This window comes from Actinomadura citrea, from assembly GCF_013409045.1.
Classification (GTDB): Bacteria; Actinomycetota; Actinomycetes; order Streptosporangiales; family Streptosporangiaceae; genus Spirillospora; species Spirillospora citrea.
In genome coordinates, this window is sequence record NZ_JACCBT010000001.1 from 7,429,802 (window position 1) to 7,449,641 (window position 19,840).

At 72.7% G+C, this 19,840-nt stretch carries 17 protein-coding genes; 2 read left to right on the forward strand and 15 right to left on the reverse strand.

The window, feature by feature from the left end:
* Positions 1 to 12: 12 nt before the first annotated feature.
* The 8 genes from casI to BJ999_RS33960 form a co-directional block, all read right to left on the reverse strand.
* Positions 13 to 1,668 carry a steroid-22-oyl-CoA synthetase gene (gene casI, locus BJ999_RS33925; protein ID WP_179837039.1) on the reverse strand — a complete coding sequence of 552 codons (1,656 nt, stop codon included), beginning with the start codon at positions 1,666 to 1,668 and terminating at the stop codon, positions 13 to 15.
* Positions 1,661 to 2,947, reverse strand: coding sequence for an NADH:flavin oxidoreductase (locus BJ999_RS33930; protein ID WP_179837040.1), 1,287 nt, complete (start codon positions 2,945 to 2,947; stop codon positions 1,661 to 1,663). Before BJ999_RS33930 ends, casI begins: the two co-directional genes overlap by 8 nt.
* Before the next feature lie 85 nt (positions 2,948 to 3,032).
* Entirely contained in the window at positions 3,033 to 3,386 is a 354-nt protein-coding gene (locus BJ999_RS33935; protein ID WP_179837041.1) for a hypothetical protein, read from the reverse strand.
* A gap of 6 nt (positions 3,387 to 3,392) precedes the next feature.
* Positions 3,393 to 4,136 (reverse strand): ABC transporter ATP-binding protein, encoded by a 744-nt coding sequence (locus tag BJ999_RS33940; RefSeq protein ID WP_179837042.1) that lies wholly within the window; start codon positions 4,134 to 4,136, stop codon positions 3,393 to 3,395.
* Positions 4,129 to 4,878 carry an ABC transporter ATP-binding protein gene (locus tag BJ999_RS33945; RefSeq protein WP_179837043.1) on the reverse strand — a complete coding sequence of 250 codons (750 nt, stop codon included), beginning with the start codon at positions 4,876 to 4,878 and terminating at the stop codon, positions 4,129 to 4,131. Before BJ999_RS33945 ends, BJ999_RS33940 begins: the two co-directional genes overlap by 8 nt.
* The gene (locus tag BJ999_RS33950) at positions 4,871 to 7,081 is read right to left on the reverse strand and encodes a branched-chain amino acid ABC transporter permease (RefSeq protein ID WP_179837044.1); all 2,211 of its coding nucleotides are present in this window, start codon (positions 7,079 to 7,081) and stop codon (positions 4,871 to 4,873) included. The genes BJ999_RS33945 and BJ999_RS33950 overlap by 8 nt, the downstream gene beginning before the upstream one ends.
* Positions 7,082 to 7,136: 55 nt before the next feature.
* Positions 7,137 to 8,573, reverse strand: a complete 1,437-nt coding sequence (locus BJ999_RS33955) for an ABC transporter substrate-binding protein (protein WP_179837045.1) — start codon at positions 8,571 to 8,573, stop codon at positions 7,137 to 7,139.
* Positions 8,574 to 8,672: 99 nt separating this feature from the next.
* Positions 8,673 to 9,434, reverse strand: coding sequence for an SDR family NAD(P)-dependent oxidoreductase (locus BJ999_RS33960; RefSeq protein ID WP_179837046.1), 762 nt, complete (start codon positions 9,432 to 9,434; stop codon positions 8,673 to 8,675).
* Positions 9,435 to 9,687: 253 nt separating this feature from the next.
* On the opposite strand from BJ999_RS33960, the gene casG reads away from it, so the two are divergent.
* Positions 9,688 to 11,295: a steroid-24-oyl-CoA synthetase gene (gene casG, locus BJ999_RS33965; protein WP_179837047.1), complete on the forward strand. Its 1,608-nt coding sequence runs from the start codon at positions 9,688 to 9,690 to the stop codon at positions 11,293 to 11,295.
* 43 nt (positions 11,296 to 11,338) lie between these two features.
* Here casG and BJ999_RS33970 read toward each other — a convergent pair whose 3' ends face one another.
* Positions 11,339 to 12,130, reverse strand: coding sequence for an SDR family oxidoreductase (locus BJ999_RS33970; protein ID WP_179837048.1), 792 nt, complete (start codon positions 12,128 to 12,130; stop codon positions 11,339 to 11,341).
* A gap of 81 nt (positions 12,131 to 12,211) precedes the next feature.
* Positions 12,212 to 13,633, reverse strand: a complete 1,422-nt coding sequence (locus tag BJ999_RS33975; protein WP_218935365.1) for an AAA family ATPase — start codon at positions 13,631 to 13,633, stop codon at positions 12,212 to 12,214.
* 182 nt (positions 13,634 to 13,815) lie between these two features.
* Between BJ999_RS33975 and BJ999_RS33980 the strand changes: the two genes are divergently transcribed.
* Positions 13,816 to 14,559, forward strand: coding sequence for a hypothetical protein (locus BJ999_RS33980; protein ID WP_179837049.1), 744 nt, complete (start codon positions 13,816 to 13,818; stop codon positions 14,557 to 14,559).
* Positions 14,560 to 14,574: 15 nt separating this feature from the next.
* Here BJ999_RS33980 and BJ999_RS33985 read toward each other — a convergent pair whose 3' ends face one another.
* From BJ999_RS33985 to BJ999_RS34005, 5 genes are all read right to left on the reverse strand, one after another.
* Positions 14,575 to 15,192 carry a Type 1 glutamine amidotransferase-like domain-containing protein gene (locus tag BJ999_RS33985; RefSeq protein ID WP_179837050.1) on the reverse strand — a complete coding sequence of 206 codons (618 nt, stop codon included), beginning with the start codon at positions 15,190 to 15,192 and terminating at the stop codon, positions 14,575 to 14,577.
* 87 nt (positions 15,193 to 15,279) lie between these two features.
* Entirely contained in the window at positions 15,280 to 16,404 is a 1,125-nt protein-coding gene (locus BJ999_RS33990) for an epoxide hydrolase family protein (protein ID WP_218935366.1), read from the reverse strand.
* Positions 16,401 to 16,985 (reverse strand): TetR/AcrR family transcriptional regulator, encoded by a 585-nt coding sequence (locus BJ999_RS33995; RefSeq protein ID WP_179837051.1) that lies wholly within the window; start codon positions 16,983 to 16,985, stop codon positions 16,401 to 16,403. The genes BJ999_RS33990 and BJ999_RS33995 overlap by 4 nt, the downstream gene beginning before the upstream one ends.
* Positions 16,986 to 17,039: 54 nt before the next feature.
* Complete coding sequence (locus tag BJ999_RS34000; RefSeq protein WP_179837052.1) at positions 17,040 to 17,651, reverse strand: PaaI family thioesterase; 612 nt, start codon at positions 17,649 to 17,651, stop codon at positions 17,040 to 17,042.
* Positions 17,648 to 19,834 (reverse strand): acyl-CoA dehydrogenase family protein, encoded by a 2,187-nt coding sequence (locus BJ999_RS34005; RefSeq protein ID WP_179837053.1) that lies wholly within the window; start codon positions 19,832 to 19,834, stop codon positions 17,648 to 17,650. The genes BJ999_RS34000 and BJ999_RS34005 overlap by 4 nt, the downstream gene beginning before the upstream one ends.
* Positions 19,835 to 19,840: the final 6 nt, after the last annotated feature.

The window sequence follows — 19,840 nt, forward strand, 5'->3', positions numbered from 1 at the left end:
GCCCTTTCTCGGTCAGGGGAGGAAGCGCCCGCGGCCCGCGGCGGCGAACTCCTCGCGGAGCGCGGCCTTGTCCGCCTCGGTCATCGGGACGTACTCCGGCGAGCCCCGGCCCGCCCACCGGAACACGGGGTCGGACGTCCGCCAGCCGTCGAGCTGCAGCTCCTTCTTCTTGAGCTTTCCCGACCCGGTCGTCGGCAGCGCGTGCGAGACGCGCACGAAGCGCGGCGCGCCCTTGGTGCCGAGGTCGTCCTGGCGGGCCAGGAAGGCGGGCAGGTCCAGGTCCTCGAAGCCGACGCCCTCGGGGATCTCGATCGCCGCCATCACCTGGTCGCCGGAGCGCGGGTCCGGCACGCCGAACGCGACCGCGTCCACGATCTTCGGGTGGCGGCGGACGACGTTCTGGGTGAGCAGCGCGGAGATGTTCTCCGAGTCCACCCGGATCCAGTCGCCGGACCGCCCGCCGAAGTACAGGAACCCGTCGCCGTCGACGTAGCCGAGGTCGCCCGTCCAGTACCAGCCGTGCCTGACGCGCTCGGCGTCGGCCTCCGGGTTCCTGTAGTAGCCCTCGAACCTGGCCGCGCCGTGCACGTCGACGATCTCCCCGACGGCGGCCTCGGCGTTGGTGACGCGGCCGTGCCCGTCCAGGACGGCGGGCGCGCAGGTCTCGCGCGTCTCGGGGTTGACGATGCGGACGCCGTCGTGGGCCGGGCGCCCGAGCGCGCTCGGCGGCGCCTGCGGATCCTGCTTGATCATGCCGGCGCTCTCGCTGGACCCGTAGCCCTCGACCAGCCGCGCGCCGAAGCGGCGCAGGAACTCGGCCTTGTCCTCCGGGGACGCCTCCGTCCCGAACCCGTGCGTGAGCGTGTTGTCGCCGTCGTCCGGGCTCTCGGGGGTGGCGAGGACGTAGCCGATCGCCTTGCCGACGTAGGTGAAGAACGTCGCGCCGTAGTACCGGACGTCCGGCAGGAACCCGGACGCGGAGAACCTCCTCGCCAGGACGACGGTCGCGCCGACCGCCAGCGACGGCGCCCAGAGCGCCATGAGCGCGTTGCCGTGGAACAGCGGCATCGGGCAGTAGCTGACGTCCTCGCGCTTGACGTCGTACTTGGCGCTGTTGTTGCGGCCGAGCTCGGCGAGCCGTCCCTGCGAGCAGCGCGCCGCCTTCGACGCGCCGGTGGTCCCGGAGGTGAACAGCAGCAGCAGCTGCGTCAGCGGGGTGATCGACTCATCGGCCCCGGGCTCGCAGGCGTGGGCCGCGACCAGCTCCGGGTAGCCGTCGTCGTCGATCAGCAGGAAGCGGTCGCGCGGGACGCCGATGTCGAGGCCGTCCAGCAGCTTCAGCCCGGCCCGGTCGGTGACGACGAGCTGAAGGTCGGTGTGCCGGACCTCCTGCTCCAGGTAGGCGCCGGTCCGGGTGGAGTTGATGCCGACGATCGTCGCGCCGCCCAGTGCCGCCGCCCCGAGCCACAGGACGTACTCCGGGACGTTCTCCAGGAGCACGCCGATGTGGAAGGGCCCGTCCCGGCGCAGTGCGCGGGCGAGCGACGCGCGCGCCGCGCTCTCCCGGACCACCTCGTCCCACGACCATGTCCGCTCGCGGCTCCGCAGGCCGGGGCGGGCGTCGCCCAGCCGGGCCAGCAGCATCGCCGCGATCGTCTCGTCACGCACGCGCGGCGCCCCAGGCCGGCTCGGTGGACAGGACGCAGTGGGTGCCGCCGTAGATCGCGGTCATGCACTTGTTGCAGTGGATGCACAGCGACCGGGTCGCGGGCTCGTCCTTGATCCGGTTGATCAGGTCGGGCTCGCGCAGCAGGGCGCGGGCCATCGCGACGAACGCGAAGCCCTCCGCCATCGCGGTGTCCATGCCCGCCCTGTCGGTGACGCCGCCCAGCAGGATCATCGGCAGCCTCACCGCGGCGCGGATCTGCCGGGCGTCCTTGAGCAGGTAGAGGTCCTCGTAGGGGTAGGACTTCAGGAAGTGCTTGCCGATCAGCTTGATCCCGAGCTTGGTCGGCTGCTTCATGACCGAGGCGAACTCGTGCAGCGGCGCGTCGCCCTTGAACAGGTACATGGGGTTGAGCAGGGAGCTTCCGGCGGTCATCTGGAGGGCGTCGACCGTGCCGTCGGCCTCCAGCCACCGCGCCACCTGGATGGCCTCGTCGATCCAGAAGCCGCCGGGCACGCCGTCGTCCATGTTGAGCTTCGCGGTGATCGCGATGCGGTCGCCGACGGCGTCGCGGACGGCGCGGCCGATGTCGCGCGCCAGCCGGGCGCGGTTCTCCAGCGACCCGCCGTACTCGTCCCCGCGGTGGTTGATCTTGGGGCTGAGGAACGCGCTCGTCAGGTAGTTGTGCCCCATGTGGATCTCGATGGAGTCGAACCCCGCCTCGATCGCCATCCTGCCCGCGCGGCCGTGCGCCTCGACGACGCGCTTCAGGTCCGCATGCGTGGCGGCCTTCGCGACGGTCTGCGTGGTCAGGTGGAAGTGGCGGCTGGGCGCGAGCGCGGGGAGCTTGTTGCTCTTGGGGTTGGCGACCGGACCGGCGTGCCCGATCTGCGCCTGGACCGCCGCCCCCTCCGCGTGCACGGCGTCGGTCAGCCTGCGGAGGCCGGGCATCGCCTCGTCCCGCCAGTGGATCTGCCTGCGGTCGGTGCGGCCCTCCGGCGCGACCGCGCAGTACGCGACGGTGGTCATCCCGACGCCGCCGCGCGCGTGCCGGACATGGAAGTCGATCAGCGCGTCGGTGACCTGGCCGTCCTTGGTCAGCCCCTCGTACGTCGCCGCCTTGACGATGCGGTTCCGCAGCGTGACGGGTCCCAGCTTGGCCGGGGTGAACACGTCGGGCCCAAGGGCGGCCGCCGGGGGGTGCGGGGGGTCGTCCCCCCGCGTGCGGGTCGCGGCGGTCGCCGGGGGGTCGCCCGCCCGCAGGCGAGTCGGGTCGTTCATGTGAGAGTCCTCCATCCGGACTAGACGTTAATCAGCGGGATGTCCGGGCACTCCGGACATCCCGCTGACCGGGAGCGTCGGGCCGCTAGGCGTCCCCGCGCAGCGCGGCGGCGATCTGGTCGGCCTGGGACTGCTGCTCCACGAGCTGGCGCAGCAGCCACAGGCGCAGGACGCGGGTGACGGCGGCGGCCAGGTAGAGGGCCGCGCCGAGGACGGTCACCGCCAGGAACCCGACGGCGAGCGTCTGCAGCGAGCCCACGTCCCGCAGGTCGTCCTTGGTGAGGGACACGTTGTAGGCGACGAAGGTCCCGGCGATTCCTGCGATCATGGCCAGGACGCCGGCGATCCGCGCCGCCCCGTCGAAGCGGGGCCGGCCGGTCCTGAGCCGGTGGCGCGCGACGTCGTCCTTGAACCGCTGGCGCCGTTCCTCAGTGAGCATGATGGGTCAACCTCCCAGGTAGTCGCTGGACAGCCGGTCTTCGATCTCGGCGGGCGGGCCGGCCGCCACCACGCGCCCGTGCAGCATCAGCGCGGCGGTGTCGGCGATCGGCAGGACGGCGCGGGCGAACTGCTCCGCGACCAGCACCGACAGGCCGCCCTCGACCAGCTCGGCGACCGTCTCGTACATCCGGGTGACGATCATGGGCGCGAGGCCCATGGACAGCTCGTCGAGCAGCAGCACCGCGGGGTCGCTGCCGAGAGCGCGCGACAGCGCGAGCATCTGCTGCTCGCCGCCGGACATCGATCCGGCGAGCTGGTGGCGGCGCTCGCCGAGGATCGGGAAGCGGGCGTAGGCCCGCTCCTCCAGGTCCTCCAGCCGGGCACCGGTCCCGGTGGCGGCCCACAGGTTCTCCCGCACCGTCAGGTTGGGGAAGATCCCGCGGCCCTCGGGGACGGCGCAGACGCCGAGGCGCGCCGCGTCCTGCGCCGAGACGCCGTTCACCCTCCGCCCGGCGAACAGCAGGTCGCCGCCGGTCGGCGGGTGCAGGCCCGCGCAGACCCGCATCGTGGTCGACTTGCCGCCGCCGTTCGGGCCGAGCAGCGCCAGCAGCGAGCCGGGCCGCAGCGCCAGGTCGACGCCGTGCAGGACCTCGATGGCGCCGTAGCCCGCGCGGATGCCCCTCAGTTCGAGCAGCGGTTCCGGCGGTGCCGTGGCGGCCGGTTCGGCGACCGCGTCCGGTTCAGGCATGGCTCCCCTCCTCGGTGCCGATGTAGGCGGCGATGACCTCCGGCGACTCCTTGATCTCCCGGGGTGCGCCGGACGCGATGAGCGCGCCGTAGTCGAGGACGTGGACGGTGGAGCACAGCCGCATGACCAGCGGCAGGTCGTGCTCGACCAGGCAGATGGCGAGGCCCTCGGCGGCGAGGCCGGTGAGCATCTCGGCGAACGCCTCCGTCTCGCGCTCGGTCTGGCCGGAGGCGGGCTCGTCCAGCAGCAGCACGCGCGGCGAGGTCATCAGCGCGCGCGCCACCTCCACCACCCGGGCCCGCCCGATCGGGATGTCGGACACGTCGCGGTCGGCGACGTCGATGAGGCCCGTGCGCTCCAGGACCCGGTCGGTCTCCTCGTTCAGGTCGAACCGCCTGCGGGACGTGGCGCGCAGGACGTCGCCAGCGACGCGGACGTTGTCGCGCACGGACAGGGACAGGAACAGCTCCAGCCGCTGGAACGTCCGCGCCATGCCGCGCCGCGCGCGCTTGGCCGGGGACAGGCGGGTGATGTCGTCCCCGTCCAGGAGCACTTGGCCGGACGCGGGCCTCTGCAGCCCGGTGATGGTGTTGAACATCGTGGTCTTGCCCGCGCCGTTCGGGCCGATGAGCCCGGTGATGCGGCCTTCGCCCATGGTGAGGCTGACGTCGTCCACGGCGGTGTTGCCGCCGAACCGGACGGTGACGCCCCGGGTCGCGAGCAGGGGCGGGGTCTCAGGCATGGACCGTTCCCTTCAGGCCGAGTTCGCGGTCGAGGCGGACGCGCAGCGCGTCGGTGTAGGGCTCGTCCACGCCGACGAGTTCCAGCGGCACCGGGCGGCCCCCGCGTCCCTCCTCCAGGTAGGCGCGGCCCACGGCGGGCAGCAGCATGACGACGCACAGCGCGGCCAGGGCGAACGTCCAGGTGCCGATCACGCCGGTCAGCGCGAGGACGTACAGGACGGCGCCCAGCGCCCCCGCCCCGAACAGCAGGGGCCTGGCAGTCCGGATCGCGCGGTAGCCGTCGACGAGGTCGTGGACGAACCCGCTCGGGTTCCGGCCGACGCCCATCCCGACCAGCGCCGTCCCGACGAGGACGAGGTGGCCGAGCGCCCGGTAGACGGTGGCCATGCCCTCGTTCTCCAGGGCGAGGTCGCCGAACGTCGAGACGAGGACGGCCGAGCCGACGCCCGCCATCAGGCCGCCGAACAGGGCGCCGCTGAGGTAGCCGATGCCCGCCACCACGACGAGCATGAGCAGGGCGAGGCTGCCGACGAAGGAGAAGTTCTCCTGCGCGACGGTCCCGGTCGCCGCCGACATCAGCACGCCGCCGAGCCCCGCGATCGCCGCGGAGATCATGAAGACGCTCAGCTTCAGCCGGACGAGGTTCTGCCCGAGCATCGCCGTCGCCGCCGGGCTGTCCTTCATCGCCGCGAGCCGCCGCCCGTAGCCGCTGCCGCGCAGCGCGGCGAGCCCGACGGCGATGAGCGCGAACAGCGCGGTCGCGGTCATCAGCGAGGTCGTTCCGTCCCGCAGGTCGAGCGGGCCGACCTTGAGGGGCGGGACGACGAGCGCCCCGTCCGGGAAGAGGGTGAACCGCATCCCGAAAAGTTCGTGCTCGGTGGTGTCGCGCAGCACCATGTTCGACAGGAACTCGCCGAACGCCATGGTCGCGAGCGCCAGGTACAGGCCGCGCAGCCGCAGCGCCGGCAGCGCGACGAGCCCGCCGACCAGCGCCGCCGCCGCGACGGCGAGCAGCACGCCCTGGATGTTCGTCCGGGCTCCGAGGCCGCTGCCCTGCACGCCGAAGTGGAACGCCACCACCGTCGCGACCGCCCCGAACGCCAGCGGCGCGAGGTTCAGCTCGCCCGCGTAGCCGGTGAGGACGGTCAGCGACAGGGCGATGATCGCGAACGTCATGCCGAGCGAGAACGTCGTGACCGCGCCGTCCGACAGCAGCAGGCTGTAGAGGTAGACGACCGCGACCAGGACGAGCCCCCACACCGCCGCCGACCGGACGGTCGGCGGCCGGTACCGCTCACGGGTCCGGATCGCGGCCCCGCGCAGCCGGTCCTGGGGCAGCACCACCAGGACCACGAACAAGATGATCATCGGGAGCGAGACGCGCAGGTTGCCGGTGAACGTGCCCGCCGACGGCAGGTAGGCCAGCACGTAGTTGGCGGCCAGCCCGAGCACCATCGCGCCGGCGAAGGTGCGGGGGATGCTGCGCAGCCGCCCGAACATCGCCGCCGCGAACGCGTCGATCACCAGCAGCGTCAGCGCATTGGCGTCCAGCCCGCCGCCGCTGATCGGCACGATCAGCACCCCGGCCAGCACGGCCAGCGTCGACCCGAGCGCCCACGACAGCATCGCGGCGCGCTCCGGGTCGTGGCCGTTCAGCCGCAGCAGGTCGGGGTCGTCGACGGACCCGCGCATCACCACGCCCACGCGGCTGCGGGTGAACAGCACCCGCAGCCCCGCGGCGATCGCGACGGCGGCGACCAGGCACACGATCTCGTGGTACCGGACCACCACCCCCGCGACCGTGATCTTCGAGCCCGCGCCGAAGAACATGCCGACGGTGTGGGCCTCGTCGGGATTCCAGATCCACTGCGCCAGGTAGACGGTCCCGAGCAGCACCGCCACCGTCACGATGATCTTCGTGACGTCGGCGGTGCCGCGCAGGCCCCGCATGATGGCGGCGTGCAGGGCGGCGCCCATCGCGGGGCCGGCGACGCCGACCACGACGGTCAGCGCGAGCCACACCGGCCAGCCCCACCGCTCGGTGCAGTGCCAGTACAGGAACGTTCCGAACATGGCTTGCGCGCCATGCGCGAAGTTGAAGATTCCCGAGGTGTTGTACGTCAGCACGAGCCCCGAGGCCGCGATGGAGTACACCGAGCCGAGGACCAGGCCGAGAATGGTGTAGGTCAGGAACGTGGTCACGTGGTCACCGCCACTTGTTCACCGCCATGGGAGGACGCTCCGGCCGCCGTCGCGGTCAGGACGTCTGGGGCTTGATGACGTCGCCGGTCAGGAACTTGGTGGAGATCCGGTCGCCGTTGAGCTGCGTCCCCCACGTCTTCGGGTCGGTCTTGACGACGAAGTCGCCGCCGCACTCGAACTCGCCCGCGTTCTTCGGGTAGACCTGCTCGTACCTGGTCTTGTCCAGCTTGACCATGAGCGAGCACGACGCCGGCTTGTTGGCGCCCGGGTCGGTCGGCGCGTGCAGGCCGCCGCCCGTCCACTCGTGCACCTTCGACAGTTCGTTGATCACGCACTGCCGGGTGAGGTCCGAGCCGCACTTGCTCGCGGACTGCGCCCACAGCAGGAACGCCGAGGTCGCCTGCATGCCGAGCAGCGCGACCTTGCCCTTCTCGGCGCTGACGAGGTCGGTGTACTGCTTGACCGCCGGGACCTTGTCCGCGTTCTCCAGCGGCTGGAAGATCATGCCGACGTGCAGGCGGTCACCCGCGCCGGAGGTGTTCCACTTGGAGACCAGCGAGCTGTACCAGGTCGCCTCGAACACGTAGGTGGGGTCGGCGCCCGCCCGATCGATCGACTCCAGCAGGTTGAACTGCCCCGGGTCGGGCGAGTCGGACGTCCACAGGTACTTCGCCCCGCAGTCCTTGATCTTCTTGGCGAACGGCATGTAGCTGCTCTCGCCCGCGTCGTTCAGCCGGACGCCGCACTCCAGCGGCTTGACGCCGATCCCCTTCATCGCGCTCGCGACCTTGTTGGTGCCGGTGCTGACGGCCGGGGACGTCGACAGCAGCAGATCCGTCCTGTCCTTGTAGTCGGGGAACATCTTCTGCGCGATGCGCAGCGCCCCGATGTTCATCATGTCCACCGGGTACGGGACGGCCTCGTACTTCATCGGGCCCATCGCCGCGTTCGGGCCGACGGTGAAGCCGGCGACGGTCGGCAGCTTGCAGCCCACGCGGTACTGCTCGGCGGCCTCGTCCATCGCGAAGCCCTGCCCGACGAGCATGAAGTCCTGCTTGCAGGACTCCTGCACCACCTTCGCGGACTGCATGTAGGCGGCGTCGTACTGGTTGCCCTTGATCTTGCGCCCGTTGATGCCGCCCTGCCCGTTGCACCAGTCGATCATGGCGCTGACGGCGTCGCCCATCTCCTTGGACAGGCCGGGCGCCGAGGTGAAGCCGCGGTCGTCGCCGAACCCGATCGCGATCTGGTCGTCGGTGACGCCCTGGTCGGTCCTGCCCTTGGCGTCGCCCGGTCCGCACGGCGACGGCAGCGTCCCGAACGCCTTGGCGCCCGCGCCCGCGCTCGCGCTCGCGCTCGCGCTCGCGCCGCCGCCCGGCCCGTTCCCGGCGGCCGTCCCGTCGGTGCCCGAGCGGTCGCTGGCACAGGACGTCGTCACGAGCGCGACCGCGACGGCTCCCGCCGCGAGGCGTCCGATCTTGTCGAGCTTCATACGGACGTACTCCTTTCACCGGCGCGCGCGGACGCGGCCGGTGGCATGGGGTGGGTGAGGTGATGTCAGGCGGGGGGCGTGGTCTGTGTCGCCGCCGGTTCAGCCGAAGTGGGCCTGGCCGCCGTCAAGCGGGATGGTGGCTCCGGTGAGGTAGCGCATGGCGGGCTGGACGAGCGCCACCACGGCCCTGCCGATGTCGTCCTCGCAGTCGCCGATGTAGCCGAGGGGGATCGTCTTGCGGAACTCCTCGGCCTCCTCGGGGTTCGTCTCCGCCCACCACTTCAGCCCGGGAGAAAGGGCGTGCGGGGCGATGCTGTTGGCGCGGATCCCGTCCGGCCCCCACTCGGCGGCGGCCGTGCGGGTCAGCGACCGGAGCGCCTGCTTGGCGGCCGCGTAGGCGCCGAAGGTGGTGGGATCCCAGCGGACCATGGCGGAGGTGACGAGGTTGACGATGCTGCCGCCGCCGCGCGCCTTCATGTGCGGGTGGCACGCCCTCATGAACGCGAACGCGGCGAACGGGCCGGTCGTGAACCCCTTCCGGAACGCGCGGTCGCTCATCTCCAGGAGCGGCCCGTAGGCGCCGGAGTAGGCGTTGTTGACGAGGATGTCGACGCCGCCGAACGTCTCGGCGACCCGCTCGACCACCGCGGGGATCGCCTCGGTCTCGGCGACGTCGCACACGAACGCCTCGGCCTTCGCGCCGCGCGCCCGGACCAGCTCGCACGTCGCGTCGAGCTTGGCCCGCGTCCTGCCGAGCGCGGCGATCGCCGCGCCCTCCGACGCCAGCGCGAGCGCGATGCCCTGCCCGACGCCCTGTCCCGCTCCGGTCACGATCGCGACCTTGCCGCTGAGGCTTCCCATGTAACGACTCCGCTCAGTCCTGCTTCGCGCCCAGCCCGGTCCCCCGCGCCGCACGCGGCAGGGCCCGGACTGAATCAGTCCTGGTGAGGGCCCATGGTGATGTGATGGGGACCACGTGAAGTGACCAGTCCCGCTCACCGGGAATCACCGCGACCTGAGGTGCGGGCGGCGGTCCCGCTGAGCGGAATGCCCTGGTGAAGCCCGTGGTGGGGCGGCCGACAATGAGCGCGTCCGGCGAGGAGGAGGGGTCCCCATGGAGATCGTCCGGAGGCTGACCGGTCCCGGTGGCGAGTTCGAGCTGCGGGAGGAGGACGTGCTCGGCGCCCGGATCCCGGTGTTCGCGAACCGCGCCCGCAGCCTCGGCGAGGTGCTCGTCGACTCGGCGTCCCACGGCGACCGCGACTACATCGTCACCGCGGACCGGCGGCTGAGCTTCGCCGAGCACGCGGCCGCCGTCGCCTCCATGGCGAAGGCGCTGCGGGACGACCTCGGGGTGCGCCCCGGAGACCGCATCGCGATCGACGCCGCCAACAGCCCCGAGTGGATCGTGTCGTTCTGGGCGGCGATCGCCGCGGGGGCCGTCGCGGTCGGCTACAACGCCTGGTGGGCGCCCCGCGAGATCGAGTACGCCCTCGGGCACACCGACCCGAAGGTCGTCATCGCCGACGAGAAGCGGGCCGCGCTGATCTCCGAGGACGTGCTGACGGTGGAGCGGGACGTCCCGTCGCTGACGCGCCGCTACCCGGACGCCGTCCTGGAGCCGCCGCGGGTCGCCGAGGACGACCCGGCGGTCATCCTCTACACCAGCGGGACGTCGGGCCGCCCCAAGGGGGCCGTCCACTCGCACCGGAACCTGACCTCGGTGATCGAGTACCACCGCTTCAACGACGCCCTGATGCGCGCCTTCGGCGACCCGGTGGACCCCGCGTCCCGCCGCTACCTGCTGGCGCTGCCGCTGTTCCACATCGCGTGCCTGCACAACCTCGCCGTGCCCCGGCTCGCCACCGGCACCGCCGTGATCATGCACGAGGGCGGCTTCGACGTGGACAAGGTGCTCGGCCTCATCGAGCGGGAGCGCGTGACGAACTGGGGCGCCGTCCCCACCATGGCGCACCGGATGATCGAGCACGGCGACCTGGCCAAGTACGACGTCTCCTCGCTCACGGCGTTCTCGCTGGCCACCGCGCCGTCCTCACCGGCGTTCAAGGAGCGGCTGCGCGCGGTGTTCCCGCCCGCGAAGGGCGGCCTGGTCGACAGCTACGGGCTCACCGAGTCGTGCACCGGCGTGTCCACCGCCACCCCCGCCGACCTGGCGGAGGCGCCGGGGACGCTCGGCCGCCCGTCGGTCGGGGTGCAACTGGAGATCCGCGACCCCGACGACAAGCCGCTCCCCGACGGCGTCGAGGGCGAGGTCTGCGTCCGCAGCGCCTACAACATGGTCGGCTACTGGCGCGACCCCGAGGCCACCGCCCGCGCGTTCGACGCCGACCGCTGGCTGCACACCGGCGACATCGGCATGGTCGAGCAGGGCCGGCTGCGGCTCACCACCCGCCGCTCCGACCTGATCATCCGCGGCGGCGAGAACGTCTACCCGGCGGAGATCGAGAACGTCCTCGCCGAGTACCCGGGGCTGCGCGAGTGCATCGTCATCGGCGTCCCGCACCCCGATCTCGGCCAGGAGGTCGCCGCGGTCGCCGTCTTCGCCGACGCCCCGCCCACCGCCGAGGATCTGGCCGACTTCGCCCGGGAGCGGCTCGCCTACTTCAAGGTCCCGTCCCGCTGGCACGTCACCACCCACCCCCTCCCCCGCAACGCGACCGGAAAGGTGCTCCGCAAACAGGTCGAGACCGAGGTCCTCTGATCCGCCCGCAGCGCCGGGACGGGGATCCCGGCGGCGGGCGCCGTCAGCCGGCCGCCCCCTGGAGGGAGGCGGGGCGCCCGAGCTGCTCGGCCTGGAAGTCCTCCCAGGTGTGCGCGCCCCGGTCGGTCCCTTCGATGGAGAGGTTGTCGCCGGCGCGGTAGGCGCGCCCGGCCTTCCCCGGGATGCGGACGGGCATCGTCGCGCGGCGCTTGCCGCTCGCCCGCAGGTATCCGCGGATGAGCGCGCCGATCGGGAACACCGCGGGCCCGGCCAGGTCGGGGACGCGGCCGGCCGGTTCGCCGAGCGCCAGTTCCACGAGCCGCTCCGCGACGTCGCGCGCGTCCACCGGCTGGAAGCGGAGCCCGCCCGGGACCGGCACCACCGGGGACTTCGCCATCCCCCGCACCACCTTGAACACCAGGTCGTGGAACTGCGCGGCCCGCAGGATCGTGAACGGCACGCCCGACTCCGTCACGATCCGCTCCACCTCCATCTGGGTCCTGAGCCAGGCCACCGGCACGCTGTCGGCACCGATGACCGAGATGAGCACGAGGTGCCTCACCCCCGCGCGCGACGCGGCGCGCACCATGTTCCGCGCGACCACGTCATCGCCCTTGTTGCCGCCCGCGAGGTGCATGACGGTCTCGATGCCGTCCAGCGCGGCGTCGATCCCCTCGTTCTCGGACAGGTCGCCGGTCACGTACTCGACGCCGTCCGCGGGCTCCCGCCTGCTGCGGCTGAGCACCCGCACGGCCTGCCCGGCCTCCCGCAGCCGCGGCACGACCTGCCGCCCGAGGGTGCCCGTCCCACCGGTGACCAGGATGGTCGATGTCATGACTCCTCCAAGCGGATCCGCTGTGTCGTTACTCCTCCACGACCCCCCGCACCCCGAGAACGTGACATCGACGCGTCCCGGCTAGTGGCGCCAGGCGGCGATCACGTCGTCGGGGCCCCAGCTCAGGGCGACATCACCGGTGAAGTCCGTGCCGGAAAGCGAGACCACGACGAGGCCCGCGGTCGCCGGGTCCAGGCCGGGCACCTCGACGGCGGCGCGGCGGAGCTCCGCCAGGTCGCGGTCGTCGAACGGCCCGTTGAGCCACTTGATCGAGCCGGCGAAGCGGATCCGGTTCGCCACGGGGGCGCGGTCGGCGCCGACGAGGTCGATCTCCGGGTCGAAGCGGCGGTTCCACCAGCCGCCGACCGCGCCGACGTCCGGCCAGGGCAGGTCCGACAGCTCCAGGGCCTGCCGGACGAGCGGCTCCACGGCCCGGCCCCGCCAGGACGTCCAGCGGCGCTCGACCAGGCGGAAGCCCGTTTCGGGCCGTCCCCGGCGGGCCTGCTCGTGCGCCGCCCGGAGGACCGCCAGGTAGAGGCGCATGCTGCTGTCGGCGATCCGGTACAGAGCGGGCCTGCCGGGCTTCGTGGAGACGGGGTGCTCCTCGACGAGGACGTGCTTGTCGCGGGTCAGCCGGCGCAGGAGAGGCGACAGGGTCCCGGACGGGAGCGCCTCGCCGCGTCCACCGGCCGCCGCGGCGATGTTGGCGTGCGTCCGGTCGCCGGAGCCGATCGCCTCCAGCACGCGCCGCGCCGTGTCGGGGTTGGGGAACTCCGCCAGGAGGGACGCTTCCGGCACACCGAACAGGGCCGCGGCCGGGTCGGCGCACTCGTCCCGCATGAAGTCCAGCGCGGGGGTGGCATGGGGCCAGGTGCGGACGATGCCCGGCAGTCCTCCGGAGACCAGGTGCGCGTCGATGGCGTCGGCGGCGCCGAGTCCGAGCGCCCGGCCCAGGTCGGCCGGATTCAGCGGACCGAGCACCAGGTTGTCGGCCCGCCCGTAGAACGGGCGGTCGTAGGCGGTGAGGCGCTCCATCATGTGCAGGTCGCTGCCGAGGAGCAGGAGCAGGACGGGCTTGGACGACAGAAGCCGATCCCACGCGGTCTGCAACGCGCCGTCGAACACCGGGTCCTGCTCGGCGAGCCACGGCAGTTCGTCCAGCACGACGATGGACGGCGTGTCCGGCAGGGTCGCCGCAAGGACCCTGAACGCGTCAGGCCAGTTGCCGCCGTCCAGCCGAGGGACGAGATCGGGCTCGCTCGGCAGCGCCGATTCCCTGAGGTCGCGGGTGAACGAGGCCACCGCCTCGACCGGCGACGCCCCCTTCGTGGCGGCCGAGAACAGGTACGGCACCCCGGCGAGGTCGCAGAACTCCTGGACGAGCCGCGACTTGCCGACCTGGCGGCGACCGCGCAGGGCGACCGCCGTCCCGGCCCCCGTGGCCGCGACCCGCTCCAGACGCTTTCCCAAGAGCGCCAGCTCGGCCGTCCTCCCGATGAACACCAGGCCCCCAAGCTCGTAGCTCGAATCTATGTAGATTCAGTCTACGTAGATGAGAACTACCAAGGAAGGGCCGATGCCGGTGGAACTGTCCGTCGCCCTGGCCGCGACCTCTAACGGCGGTGGCCTCACGAACCGTGACGGCCGGACTGGGGGCCGCCCCCGGGGTGTGATTGAGTCGAGCGGTGCGCCTCACCATGATCGCGGCCCTGGCGGTCACCGCCCTGGCCGCCGCCGGCTGCGCGGACGCCACGGCCGAGGCGGACGCCGTCGACGACGCCCGCGACAAGGTCAGGCAGGTGAGCAACGCCATGTACGGCACCCGGCTGGTCAAGGCGGACGACATCGGCCACCACATCGCGGACCTCAAGGGCGTCGAGGTCCTGAACGTGTCGGGCGCCGGCACCGGCACCCCGGGCGGCGTCCGGGTGACCGTGCGGGTCTCCGGCGTCGCGCTACGCGGCGAGGGCCTGTTCCAGGGGCCCGGTCGGGTCACCGCGAACCGCTGCTTCGAGCTGGCCTTCGACGGCAGGCCCGGCGAGTGGGACACCGCCCCACCACCCGCACCCTGCCCCGACGGCGCACCCCCGACGTTCGCCCCATGGCCCGAGGCACCGCCGGTCTCCGCCGCGCGCATCGAGCGGGCCCTGCCCAAGGTGAACGCGCTTCCCTCGGGCCGGGGCGTGGAGGAGAGGGACGTCCGCGCAGCGTTGGCGAAGCTCGGCCTGCACCCCGCGATCAGGATCGAGACCGAGCCCCAGTCCGACTTCGCCGTCGGCGTGGCCCTGCACTCCGACGCCACGCCCCCGGGCAAACCGCGCTGCGTCCTCGCCAGGGTCTCCCCGGGCAAGACCAAGGCATGGGTGCCGTCCCCGACCGAGGCCAGGCAGGGCTGCAAGGCCCACATCGCCCTGGGGACCGGCCGTTAGCGCGCCTCCCGAGAATCAGCCGGAATCCAAGATCTCGAAGGCGTCGCCGGCGACGCCGACGGCCTGGTCGTCGTTGATGGAGATCATGCGCCAGGTCCCGCCGAGTTCGCGGGCCAGCCGGTCGTGCCGCGCGGCCCGCCCCCGGTTCCGGTGGGGCAGCACCACGAAGGGGACCAGGCCGAGCCCGGCGGTGGAGTCGACGGTTCCAGGGTCGTCCGCGGCTTGCAGCGCCCGCAGGTCGGGCCCGGCGAGAGCCGCTCCCGCCGAGATCCCCGCATAGGCCAGGGCCCCGTCGGCGACGGCGGTCGCGGCAAGGCGGTCGAACCCGCTGCGGCGGACATGTTCCAGCAGGAAGATGGGATACCCGCCGGTGACGAACACCACCTGGGCTCCGTCCAGCGCACGCCGTAGGTCGTCACCTGCGGCGCGTTCGAGATCGAGGACGTCCACCGCCACCCCCTCCGTCCCGAGCAGCTCGGCGGCGACACCGACGAACGGTGCGGACGGCAGAGGATTCGCCGCCGTGGGGATCAGCACCGCCCGGCGCGGCACGACCGGCAGCGAGCCCAGCCAGGCGGGCAGCGCTCCCAGCCCGGCCGACCCCAGGAACAACCGCGCCGCCAAGAAGGTCACCCCCTGATTCTCTCCCGCCCTGGACACGGCCGGGGAGCGGTCAGGACGCAGGAGTGGCGGTGCGTCAGGGTCCAGGAGTCGATGGAGTCAGCGGAGGGGGCGGAAGAAGTCCTTGAGGTCGTCTGCGAGTAGGGCGGGTTCCTCGTGGGCGGCGAAGTGGCCGCCGCGGGGCATGGCCGTGTATCTCGTCAGGTTGTAGGTGCGCTCGGCCCAGGTGCGGGGTGGGTGAGCCAGGTCGGCTGGAAAGAGGGCGAGGGCCGTGGGGACGTCCACCTTCTCCACGCGGCGGGTCAGGCCCTGGTCGTACTCGTAGTAGGGGCGGAAGGACGTTCCGATGGTGTTGGTGAACCAGTAGAGGGACGCCTGTGTCAGGACGAAGTCGTCGCTGAACCGGGAGGACAGGTCGCCTCCGCAGTCGCTCCAGGCCCGGTACTTCTCCACGATCCAGGCGAGCAGCCCGGTTGGAGAGTCGGCCAGGCCATAGCTCAGCGTGATGGGGCGCGTGCTCTGTTGGTGCTGGTAGCCGCCCTCCTCGATGCTCCAGGCCGTCACGGAGTCGAGGTGCGCTTGCTCCTGCGGGGTGAGGCTCGCGGGGTCGTAGGCGGTGGGGGCGGCCACCGCCAGGACGTGGATGCCGACGAGGGCTTCGGGGTGGGCCTCCGCCAGGCGGGCGCTGATTCCGGCGCCCAGGTCGCCGCCGTGGGCGGCGTAGCGGGCGAAGCCGAGTTCGTCGTGCATGAGGCGGTGCCAGAGTTCGTGCGTCTGCTCCGCTTCGAGCGACGGGCGCTGCGGTGAGAACGCGAAGCCGGGGAGGGACGGGACGATGACGGTGAACGCGTCGGTCGGGTCGCCTCCGTATCGCGATGGCGCGGAAAGGCGGCGGGCCAGGTCCACCAGTTCGAGGACGGTACTGGGCCAGCCGTGCGTCAGGATGATCGGCAGGGCGTCCGGGTGCTCTCCGTCGAAGCGGAGGTAGTGGACCGGTGTTCCGCCGATGTCCGCGAAGCGGGACGGGAGCGCGTTGAGGGCGGCCTCGTGGGTGCGCCAGTCGTAGCCGTCCGCCCAGTAGGCGGTGAGGCGTCGCAGCGCGGCGGGGTCGGTGCCGGCGCTCCATCCGGGGGCGGGCCAGGGGTCCGGCCATCGGGTGCGGCGCAGCCGCGAGCGCAGGTCGTCCAGGTCGGCGTCGGGCACGGCGATCACGGGAGGCGTCACGGGCGCGCGTCCTCCGGTCCGAGGGTCTGGACGATCGCCGCCCTCGTCGCCTCGCGCGGCTCCGGTTCGGTGGTGAGCAGGGCGTGCATGACCATCCCCTCCAGCAGCGCGTCCAGGCGGGCGGCGGCGTCGGGGCCGGTGAAGCGGGCCAGCACCGCGCGGCTTCCCGCCGTCCACGCCTGCGTGAGGGCGCGGAGGGCGGGCGCCCTGAGCGCCGCGAGGTGGAGTTCGAAGCCGAGGGTCGCACTGCGCCGCCGGGCCGGCCCCCCGTGCACATAGCCGACCAGGACGTCGACGAGTTGCTCGCGGCTCCCGACGTCGGCGAACAGGTCCTCGAACGCCGCCGATGCCACGTCCACGTACCGGGCGAACGCCTGCGCGTGCAGGTCGCCGAGACCGGCGAAGTGGTAGGTGACCGAGCCGAGCGGCACGCCGGCCCGGGCGGCGATGCTCCGGTGGGTCGCCGCCGCCGCGCCGTCCTCCGCGATGGCGTCGAGGGCGGCCTCGACGATGCGCGCCTTGCGGTCCGGGTCGTTGCGGCGTGTCCGCCTGCGGTCCTCCGCTGGTTCCGTCTCCCCCATATGTACAAACGTACACGAATCTTAGGAACAAACGTACATATCTGTCATCGCAGGTCAGCGAGGGCGGGGTGGGTACTTGGCGACGAAGAGGCCCTCGGCGGTCACGCAGTCTTCGCCGCCGGCCCGGATGGCTCCCACCGTCCGGATCTTGCGGCCGTCCACGGAGACCTGGCGGGCGCTGATCGTGAGGGGCTCGAAGAGGGGCGTCAGGCGGTGGTAGCGCAGGGTGAGCTCCGCTGTCATGCCGGACTTGCCCGCCCATCCGTTCGCCACGCCGAGGGTGTGGTCCAGGAGGAGGGCCGAGATTCCGCCGTGGACGCTGGACGGCGGCCCCTGGTAGGGCAGGCCCAGCGTCGTGGTGGCCTCGATGGTGCGGGAGTCCGCGGCGGTGTACTCCAGCGGCGGGGCGATCGGGTTCTCGGGGCCGGTGACCGGGTCGTGGCGGGTGTTGCCGTCGCCGCGCCACATGTCGACCAGGCGGTCGCGCAGCGGCGGTGCCGCCGCCTCCAGGTCGTCGGCCACGGCGTTCAGGCGGGCGGCCACGTCCGACATGTCGGCACCCGAGAGGTCTCCGGAGCCGACCAGCGCGTCGAGGACGCGGCGGGCCGCCGCGGCCGCCGCGTCCACACCGGTCGCCTGCGCCTCGGCCTGAAGGTCGAGGGTCATGACGCCGCTCCGGACGGCTGCGGGTCGCGCGGGAGGCCGAGGAGGCGCTCCCCGATGATGTTCAGCTGGACGTCGGTGGTGCCGCCCGCGATCGACATGTTGCGGGAGTTCAGGAACATCCAGGTCGGGTCGTCCCTCCCGCCCTCGCCCTCGCCGGAGAGCGCCTCCGGGCCGATCCAGTCCACGGCCGTCTCCCACACCTGCTGGATGTGCTCGACGCCGATCAGCTTGCTGATGCTGGACTCGGCGCCGGGCCGGCCCCCCGCGAGCGAGCGCAGCGTCGTGCGCAGGCCGAACAGGCTGCTCGACTGCGCGTCGCAGAGGATGCCGCCGAGCGTGGTCAGGCGCTCGTCGCCGGCGTCCGCGGCCAGCCTGATCAGGGCCTCGCCGCCGCTGCCGAGGGACGAGTCGTTCGAGAGCGAGACGCGTTCGTCGGCGAGGGTCGTGCGGGCGAGCTTCCAGCCGTCGCCCGGCGCCGCGACGAGGAGGTCGTCGGGGATGAACACGCCGTCCAGGAACACCTCGTTGAACAGGGTGTCGCCGGTCAGCTCGCGCAGCGGCCGGATGTCGATGCCGGGCGACCTCATGTCGAGGAGGAAGTACGACAGACCCTTGTGCTTCGGGACGGACGGGTCGGTGCGCGCGAGCAGGATGCCCCAGTCGGCCTCGCGGGCCATGGACGTCCACACCTTCTGGCCGGTGATCTTCCAGCCGCCCTCGGCCTTCTCCGCGCGGGTGGCGAGGGCGGCGAGGTCGGAGCCCGCGCCCGGCTCGGAGAACAGCTGGCACCAGCGGATGTCGCCGCGCAGGGAAGGGGGCAGGAACCGCTCGTGCTGGGCGGGCGAGCCGTGCGCGATCAGCGTCGGCACCACCCAGTTGCCGATGATCATGTCGTGGGCGCGCAGGCCGGCGGCGCGCATCTCCTCGGCGATGACGAGCTGGGTGACGGCGCCGGCGCCCTTGCCCCAGGGCTCGGGCAGGTGGGGGGACGTGTAGCCGCGGTCGGCGAGGTAGGCGGAGCGCTCCTCGCCGTCCAGGGCCTTGGCGGGCTCCAGCTCGGCCCGGACCTCGGCGCGGATCCGCTCGGCCTCCGGGGGAAGTCCGACGCGGAGTTCGCGGCGGACGCCGTCGAGGGTGAGGCGGGCGACGCGGCGGCGCCAGGACGCGGTGGAGCCGAGCAGGACGCGGAGGGTCTGGGCGCGGCGCAGGTAGAGGCTCGCGTCGTGCTCCCAGGTGAAGCCGATGCCGCCGAGTGTCTGCACGCAGTCCTTCGCGGTCTGGAACGCGGCCTGGACGCTGGTGGCCCCGGCGACGGCGGCCGCGAGCGACGCCTCCCGCGCCCGCCCCTCGTCCTGGGCGCGGGCGGCGTCCCAGGCGCAGGCGCGGGCCTGCTCGGCGTGCGCGAGCATCCGGGCGCAGCGGTGCTTGACCCCCTGGAACTGCCCGATGGGACGGCCGAACTGCTCGCGGACCTTGGCGTACTCGGCGGCGGTCGCCGTCGCCCGGTCGGCCAGGCCGGAGGCTTCGGCGGAGAACAGGACCGCCGCGAGGTCGCGCACGGCCTGTGCGTCCAGATTCAGGACTGAACGGTCGGAGACCATCCGGTTCTCCGCCCCGACCCGGGCCAGCCGACGGGTCAGGTCGTGGCTGGGCAGCTCGTCCACCCTCACGGCGTCCCGGGGCAGCACGATCCAGGCCATCGCGTCGCCGTCCTTCACCGGGAGGACGAGGACGTCCGCCCGCGGGGCGCCGAGGACGGGTCCCGACGTGCCGGTCACCGTGATCTCGCCGCCCGCGCGGGAGAGCGAGAGCGTCCCCGCGTCCAGGCCCACGGCGCCGACCGTGCTCCCGTCGGCGAGGGACGGCAGGTGCTCGGTGTGCCCCGCCCGGTCCAGCACGGCGCTCGCCAGCACCGTCGGCAGGAACGGCCCCGGAGCGACGGCCCGCCCCAGCTCCTCCAGGACGACGGCCAGTTCGACCAGACCGTAGCCCGCACCGCCGGCGCCCTCGGGAAGGTGCAGGCCGAGCAGGCCCTGCGCGGCGAGATCGTCCCAGAACGCGGGCGCCTGCTCCCGCTCGGCGTCCACGGCGGCGCGGACGGCCGCTGGGGTCACCTGCCGGGAGGCGAACGCGCGCACGGCGTCGCGCAGGTCGCGGTGCTCCTCGGTCAGCCCGATGGTCATGTGCTC